Annotated in this window: 10 protein-coding genes and 1 tRNA gene; 9 read left to right on the forward strand and 2 right to left on the reverse strand. The window is 64.1% G+C overall.

The genetic code is table 11. The features are described from left to right. Positions 1-231 (forward strand): hypothetical protein (locus tag ACRDU5_RS17085; protein ID WP_526615847.1); only part of this gene is annotated, 231 nt, incomplete at its 5' end. Positions 232-531: 300 nt separating this feature from the next. Here the strand turns inward: ACRDU5_RS17085 and ACRDU5_RS17090 are convergent. Next, positions 532-723, reverse strand: a complete 192-nt coding sequence (locus tag ACRDU5_RS17090) for a DUF397 domain-containing protein (RefSeq protein ID WP_526615848.1) — start codon at positions 721-723, stop codon at positions 532-534. A gap of 24 nt (positions 724-747) precedes the next feature. Beyond that, on the reverse strand, positions 748-1,632 hold the full coding sequence (locus ACRDU5_RS17095; RefSeq protein ID WP_526615849.1) for a helix-turn-helix domain-containing protein: 885 nt from the start codon (positions 1,630-1,632) through the stop codon (positions 748-750). Between the two features lie 568 nt (positions 1,633-2,200). Between ACRDU5_RS17095 and ACRDU5_RS17100 the strand changes: the two genes are divergently transcribed. The 8 genes from ACRDU5_RS17100 (at position 2,201) to ACRDU5_RS17135 (ending at position 5,649) form a co-directional block, all read left to right on the forward strand. Further along, positions 2,201-2,563, forward strand: a complete 363-nt coding sequence (locus ACRDU5_RS17100; RefSeq protein WP_526615850.1) for a hypothetical protein — start codon at positions 2,201-2,203, stop codon at positions 2,561-2,563. 420 nt (positions 2,564-2,983) lie between these two features. Further along, positions 2,984-3,331: a hypothetical protein gene (locus ACRDU5_RS17105; protein WP_526615851.1), complete on the forward strand. Its 348-nt coding sequence runs from the start codon at positions 2,984-2,986 to the stop codon at positions 3,329-3,331. A gap of 24 nt (positions 3,332-3,355) precedes the next feature. Then, positions 3,356-3,586 carry a hypothetical protein gene (locus tag ACRDU5_RS17110; RefSeq protein WP_526615852.1) on the forward strand — a complete coding sequence of 77 codons (231 nt, stop codon included), beginning with the start codon at positions 3,356-3,358 and terminating at the stop codon, positions 3,584-3,586. Between the two features lie 23 nt (positions 3,587-3,609). Beyond that, positions 3,610-3,864: a hypothetical protein gene (locus ACRDU5_RS17115; protein ID WP_526615853.1), complete on the forward strand. Its 255-nt coding sequence runs from the start codon at positions 3,610-3,612 to the stop codon at positions 3,862-3,864. Continuing rightward, complete coding sequence (locus tag ACRDU5_RS17120) at positions 3,864-4,085, forward strand: helix-turn-helix domain-containing protein (protein WP_526615854.1); 222 nt, start codon at positions 3,864-3,866, stop codon at positions 4,083-4,085. Before ACRDU5_RS17115 ends, ACRDU5_RS17120 begins: the two co-directional genes overlap by 1 nt. Further along, positions 4,085-4,627: a helix-turn-helix domain-containing protein gene (locus ACRDU5_RS17125; RefSeq protein ID WP_526615856.1), complete on the forward strand. Its 543-nt coding sequence runs from the start codon at positions 4,085-4,087 to the stop codon at positions 4,625-4,627. Before ACRDU5_RS17120 ends, ACRDU5_RS17125 begins: the two co-directional genes overlap by 1 nt. A gap of 210 nt (positions 4,628-4,837) precedes the next feature. Continuing rightward, positions 4,838-4,910, forward strand: a tRNA-Arg gene (locus tag ACRDU5_RS17130). A gap of 277 nt (positions 4,911-5,187) precedes the next feature. Further along, positions 5,188-5,649 carry a hypothetical protein gene (locus ACRDU5_RS17135; protein ID WP_526615857.1) on the forward strand — a complete coding sequence of 154 codons (462 nt, stop codon included), beginning with the start codon at positions 5,188-5,190 and terminating at the stop codon, positions 5,647-5,649. Positions 5,650-5,704: the final 55 nt, after the last annotated feature.

The raw sequence follows: 5,704 nt of genomic DNA on the forward strand, positions 1-5,704 counted from the left end.
CTGGAGATCCTCGAACGCTTCGCCGAAGTCCTCGGCGCCCCACTCAAAGAGGTCACCGCCGCGTTCGCCAAAGACGCCCGCCTCGAACTCTTCGACACCGAACCCCTCAGCCCCGACACCGAACAACTCATCGACCTCTACCACCAGCTCGACCCCACCCGCCAAGACCTCGCCCGCACCATCCTCCAAGCGATCCTCGACCAACAACACGCCGAACACCCCGAGACATGAAACGAGGCGGTCCCACCGGACCGCCCCGCTTCAACGACTGAGGGTAGACAACCCCACTATTGGGGGACAGTACGTTCGGTGCTGGTCAGACGCAAGCGCAGGGGCAAGACCCGCTCCGGCGGCCCGTCCCCGTACCCGCACACGCGTAACACCCCATGGACGACTACCTCGCCCTTTGTGCCCGAAGACCAGGCCGTCGCCTGCGCCGTCCTCCTCACCATCTGACACCGCCCGAATCGGCCTGACAACGCGAGGCGGGCGGTTCGACGAGTCATCCCCGCTTCAGTACGTTCGGGCAGGTCAGTCGGTGAGGGTGTCACGGAACGCGGTCCACTCCGCGCCTGTCAGCAACACGATTCCGCCGTTGGGGTTCTTCGAGTCGCGTATCGCGGTCATGCCGTCCGAAAGGATCGCGAGCTCGACGCATTGTCCGTTGTTACCGCTATAGCTGCTCTTGCGCCAGCGCGGCTCACCCACGTTTGCGGTAGCCATCGCTCACCTTCCCTAAATTGATCTTCATTTGAACTGTTCGGCTACCTTAGCGATCAAGCGCCGCGAACTGTCCGGGTCGTCGGCTGCGGCGCGAAGCCGTTGGTAGGACGCTGCGTACTGCTGGATGACGTCGACATCCTCAGGGTACGTTGCACCCTCAGGTTCCTCCAGGTACAGCACGGTTCCGCGTTCAGGCAACCGGAGCAGGGTGAACACGTTCTTGGCCGTGAACGCCTCGTCTCGGTTGGGCGTGGGCTTCGGGCGGAACGGTCGGACGCGTAGCTCGATGGTCGGTGCCTCGGAGAGTTCGATGAGACGTTCAAGCTGCGCCACCATGACAGCATCGTCACCGATCACGCGATGCAGAACGGCCTCATGCAAGATCACATCGAGTTGCGGCGGGTTCGCCCTGTCAAGAATCTGTTGGCGGTTGCGGCGCAACTCGACGAGACGGTCGATCTCTTTGCGTCCAGCCAGCGGGTTGCCGGCCTGTAGCAGGACGCGGGCGTAGTCGTCCGTCTGGAACAGGCCGGTCACGGTCTCGTTCTCGTAGACGAGCATCTCGTCGGCTTCCGACTCCATGACGAGGAACCGGCGGAACCAGTTCGGTACGCCGTCGCGGTAGCTGGAGCTGCGGCGCTTTCGCGCACGAGGTTTCGGCACTGACGCGAGGCGCAGCGCTTCGGCCTGGTCGGCGTCGCTGGCCTTGTACAAGGTGAGAAGCGCCGCGACGTTCTCGCTGGTGATGGCCTGCTTGCCGTTCTCCACTCGGCTGATGCTGGACTTCGAGGTGCCGATGTGCCTGCCAGCGTCGTCCGTCTTCAGCTTGGCGCTTTCGCGGAGCCGTGTCAGGAGTAGGCCGAGCTGGATCTGTGCAACTGACGGGTCGTCGTCGGCGTTCGCGGACATGTCCTGATCCTCCATGTTGGTCCCGAGTACTCGAAACCCTGGCGCGGTCCTACCGTCAGTGACAAGCAGGTTCACCCTATTGCACACTTGGTTTCGTGCAACTACCGTCTTAATCTCATGCAACAGGGTGCGGGTTGCCGCAACCAGTTCCATGCACACGCTACTTGCTCAGGGTGTGGGCGGCGCGGGAGGGAGCACGGTATGCGTCAGGCGCGACGTGAAAGACGAGTCTCTTGCCGGGACGTCGTTGGCCGACGCCGGACCGCTGGTGTGTTTGCCGCCGAAGCGGGCGCGGTTGCAATCCAACGGATTCAGCGGTGCCGCGAGGCCGACTCCGCAGTACTTGACATGAGGCGGCACCGGGCAGGTGCCGCTAACCGACTGCCCGGCGGGCCGTCCCGTCTTCCCGACACGGGGCGGCCCGCCGGGTCTCCACCTCGCCGGCAACGCACAACGGAGTACGTGAGCGCACGGCCGGCTCCACACGGCGGACGCGGGCCTGCCTGCCGACGTCCGTCGTCGTCAGGGAGGCATGCAGCGTGATTACCGACGAGGTCGAGGCCCCGGCATGACGCCGACCCACGCCGACCGGGCCTCCCTCGCGCTGTACCCGGAGCTGGGGAAGCTGATCACTCTGCGGGACAACGGCAGGTGGCAGTTCATGCCGAAGATCCAACGGGGCGGGGTGGAGCTGGTCGCGGGCTTTGCCGTGTGGCTACCCGAGGGCTGGACCGACGCCATCGCCCTTGCCAACCGCGACGACGCGAAGGCGTACCGCTGCGACCCGGCCGGTGGCGAAGTGTGGGGTCGTGAAGGTGGGCTGGCCGAGGTACTCGACGCCCTGACGGAGCTGCCCGCGCCCCATGAGCCCGGCGCACCGCGCTTGGTCAAAGGGAAAGCGCGCCGACTGTGGGTCCCGAGGATGACGTGACCCATGAGCAACCCCACGAGCCCGAGGGCTGGCCCGGTCTGTTCCAGCCCATGCGGCACCACGTCCCGAGCGGCTCGCGGCGTCTGTTGCTTCGCGGCGATCTCGTCGCGTTCGCGATCTGCAACGCGCTGTGCACGTACCCGAGCACGCCCGCATCCGCGCTGCCGTGGTGCCCGAACTGTCGACGATTCCTCGACACCGCCGCCCGCCTAGCGACAGGACCCGAGCATGACCCCGACAGCCTTCCTCCTGATCCCGGTTGCCATGACCTTCATCGGCCTGGCGGTCCGCGACATCCTCCGAGACGGCTTACGCAGCCGACGCCCTCGCTGAGAACTCCGGTGGACGTGCCGGTACCCCCGACCCAGCACGTCCACCGGTCTACCCCTGACACACAACTCTGGTGAGGAGCATTGCTCGATGGTGGACTGGAGCGGCGATCCACGCGGCAATATCGGTAAGTACGAGCGGCAGTTCAACGCTGGCGAGATCAACGCATCCGAGCGGGATCGCCTCGCCGACAAGGAACTGAACTGGATCGAGAACCACTGCCCGCACAAGCTCTCCAGCCGCGAGCCCGACCACTCGACGGTCTGGTGTGGCGACTGCGGCAAGAACCTCGGCGCTAGCGCCAAGGCCGGCAAGGGCGACGGCGGCGGTCTCATCGTGGTCCGCAGCGGCCCCTGCGGAGTGATCGCACTGGCGCTCGTCGGCGCGACGGCTGGACTCGGCTGGGGTCTGTTCGAAGCCATCCACCACATCCTCTGACGCGATCACCGGATCGACGAGCACATGAGCAACCTCCCGAAACGGACCCCCGGCGCGTACCTGACGAGCCCCGTCGAACCCCCAGACGACGGCTGGTTCGGAGATCACGTCGACTGGCCAGCCGACGACCCGGACGAAAGCGCGCTCGCCCACTACCTCCGCGTCACCGAACTGCCCGAAGGAGCCGAGGCCGAAGTGTTCTTCCGTCGCCTGCTCGACGGCCTCCACAAGATCGACCCCAACACCGACCAGTAGCAACCCCAAGGAGATCACCCCGCATGAACAACCCGCCCCGCCTCATCGCCTGGCTGGACATCCCCGACGACTGCCGGATGACCGTCGCCCTCAACTTCGACGACGAACTCCAGTTCACCCTCGGCAACTCGCCAGCCGACGACGCGACCATCGTGTTCGAACGGGTCGCCCTGGAACGGTTCGTGCAACTCGCCACCGACGCCCTGAAGCTGGAGCTACCAGCGGACTCGAAGGCAGACCTGCCCGAACTGGTCGACGCCTTCGCCGGAGGCCACTGATGCCCAAGCCACCACTACCCACCATCAAAGCCAACACTCGGATCATGGGCGACGTCCGGACACAGCTCCGTGACCGAGTCGCCAAGCAGTACGAGCGCGGCGCGTCCATCCGCGCCCTCGCCGAGCAGACCGGCCGGTCCTACGGGTTCATCCACCGCCTTCTCGGCGAGTCCGGTGTCACGCTCCGCGGACGTGGCGGCCGGACCCGGGTGGGGGCGTGATGACCGCCGACGTCGCCGAGTCTCCACCCGAGTCGGCACGGCCGTCGCAGAAGGTCTCACGTGTACTCGGAAACGAGTTGCGCGCAGTGCGTAAACAGCGCGGCTGGACACGCCGTGACCTGCTGAGCCACTCCGACCTGGACATCTCACTCCAGACTCTCGCGACCTACGAGCTGGGCACCCGGCACTGCACGGTGGTCCGTCTCTGGGAGCTCTCGGAGGTGCTGGACGAGCCGATGGACCAGTTGATCGTTCGTGTGATGCGGGGCCTCGGCGAATGGGAGGCGTCCGGTCTGACCATCGACCTTCGGGCGGCGGCGGCGAACACTCTGGCCAACCTCGGGCCGCTGAGTGGTTGGGCGAAGGCGCAACTGGCCACTCGGCCGCCCGACCACGCCCCGGCCGTCTCGCTCAACCGGGCGGCGCTGGACCGGCTGGCTCAGGTATGTGGGCTTGATACCGCCGAACTGATGAACCGGCTCCAGGACCAGCGGGCGGGGCTGGTCATTGCCAGACCACGCGCAGAAGACTCAGATTTGTAGTCCTGGCAACGAGAAGAGGAATCATGCGCGCCAATCAGAGACCTTGGACAATCCGCCAGCTATCGGAATCGCTGTCGCCAGGATTCGGGATTGCCGTAGCGATCGTCCTCGATGGCAAGAACCAGCGATACATTATCTCCTGGACCGGTGGGTTGTATCGCGAACGAATCACCCTTCCACTTCCGATCGACAGTCTTTGAGTGTGCGTAAGCCCTCGTAGCTCAGCGGACAGAGCGGGAGCCTTCTAAGCTCACGGCCGCAGGTTCAAGTCCTGCCGAGGGCACGCCCGCATGCGAAAGTCGGACGTGGGCAGGTTCACGTACCAGTTGCGCTTGAGATTTCCCTGGCAAACGGTCGCCAGGTTTGTGGTCCTGGCAGAATTGTGTTCAGTATTTATGATCGCCCAGGAGGGTCTGTAAGCGCACCTGACTTCGCACGGTAATCGCTGGCGGCGATAAGGCACCCATCTGGAGGAGCCCTGCCGTCGCGAAGCCGACTAGGATTACTTGTTTGTGTTCGTTGTCGTATTCGACGATCTACGATCTACCGACGAGGTGACAGTGCTGTCTGTCAGTGGTGCATCCGAAAATTTCCCTTATCCGGAGTCGCAGTTCTTGCATCGCGTGCTTGATATCGGGATGGAGTTCAAGCATCAGCCGCAGATTTTTCGGAGGCGGCTGCCGGCGTGGAGTATAAGGGATCTGTTGATCGACGATCTACCCTTGAATGCGAGCGCTCCTGGTGCTGTGCTTCAATCCTTTATAGACGATGTGTTGCCGTTGTGCAAGAACGAGGCGAGTCCTAAATTTCTCGGCTTTGGTGACACCGGTGACGATGCTGCCGCGCTGGCTGGTGGAATTCTGGCAATGTTCACGCAGCAGAATTTGATCAATCAGAGTTTCGATTCGCCGAGCGCGACGTTTGTTGAGATCGCGGTGTTGCGTTGGCTGCGTAAGCTGCTCGGATTCCAGGAGCGTTATTCAGAAGTCACCAGCCGAATCGGTAGTGCTCGAGGGTGGTGATGATGCGGATGAGGTTGGGGAGTTCGGTGAGGCGTCCGCGGTAGCCGGTGGCGAG

The sequence above is a fragment of the Mycobacterium sp. genome, assembly GCF_050701515.1.
In the GTDB taxonomy this organism is placed as follows: domain Bacteria; phylum Actinomycetota; class Actinomycetes; order Mycobacteriales; family Mycobacteriaceae; genus Mycobacterium.

Coding starts and splice junctions, on each gene's coding strand:
- ACRDU5_RS17090 (WP_526615848.1), bottom strand. CDS start 723: ATGGCTACCGCAAACGTGGGTGAGCCGCGCTGGCGCAAGAGCAGCTAT.
- ACRDU5_RS17095 (WP_526615849.1), bottom strand. CDS start 1,632: ATGTCCGCGAACGCCGACGACGACCCGTCAGTTGCACAGATCCAGCTC.
- ACRDU5_RS17100 (WP_526615850.1), top strand. CDS start 2,201: ATGACGCCGACCCACGCCGACCGGGCCTCCCTCGCGCTGTACCCGGAG.
- ACRDU5_RS17105 (WP_526615851.1), top strand. CDS start 2,984: ATGGTGGACTGGAGCGGCGATCCACGCGGCAATATCGGTAAGTACGAG.
- ACRDU5_RS17110 (WP_526615852.1), top strand. CDS start 3,356: ATGAGCAACCTCCCGAAACGGACCCCCGGCGCGTACCTGACGAGCCCC.
- ACRDU5_RS17115 (WP_526615853.1), top strand. CDS start 3,610: ATGAACAACCCGCCCCGCCTCATCGCCTGGCTGGACATCCCCGACGAC.
- ACRDU5_RS17120 (WP_526615854.1), top strand. CDS start 3,864: ATGCCCAAGCCACCACTACCCACCATCAAAGCCAACACTCGGATCATG.
- ACRDU5_RS17125 (WP_526615856.1), top strand. CDS start 4,085: ATGACCGCCGACGTCGCCGAGTCTCCACCCGAGTCGGCACGGCCGTCG.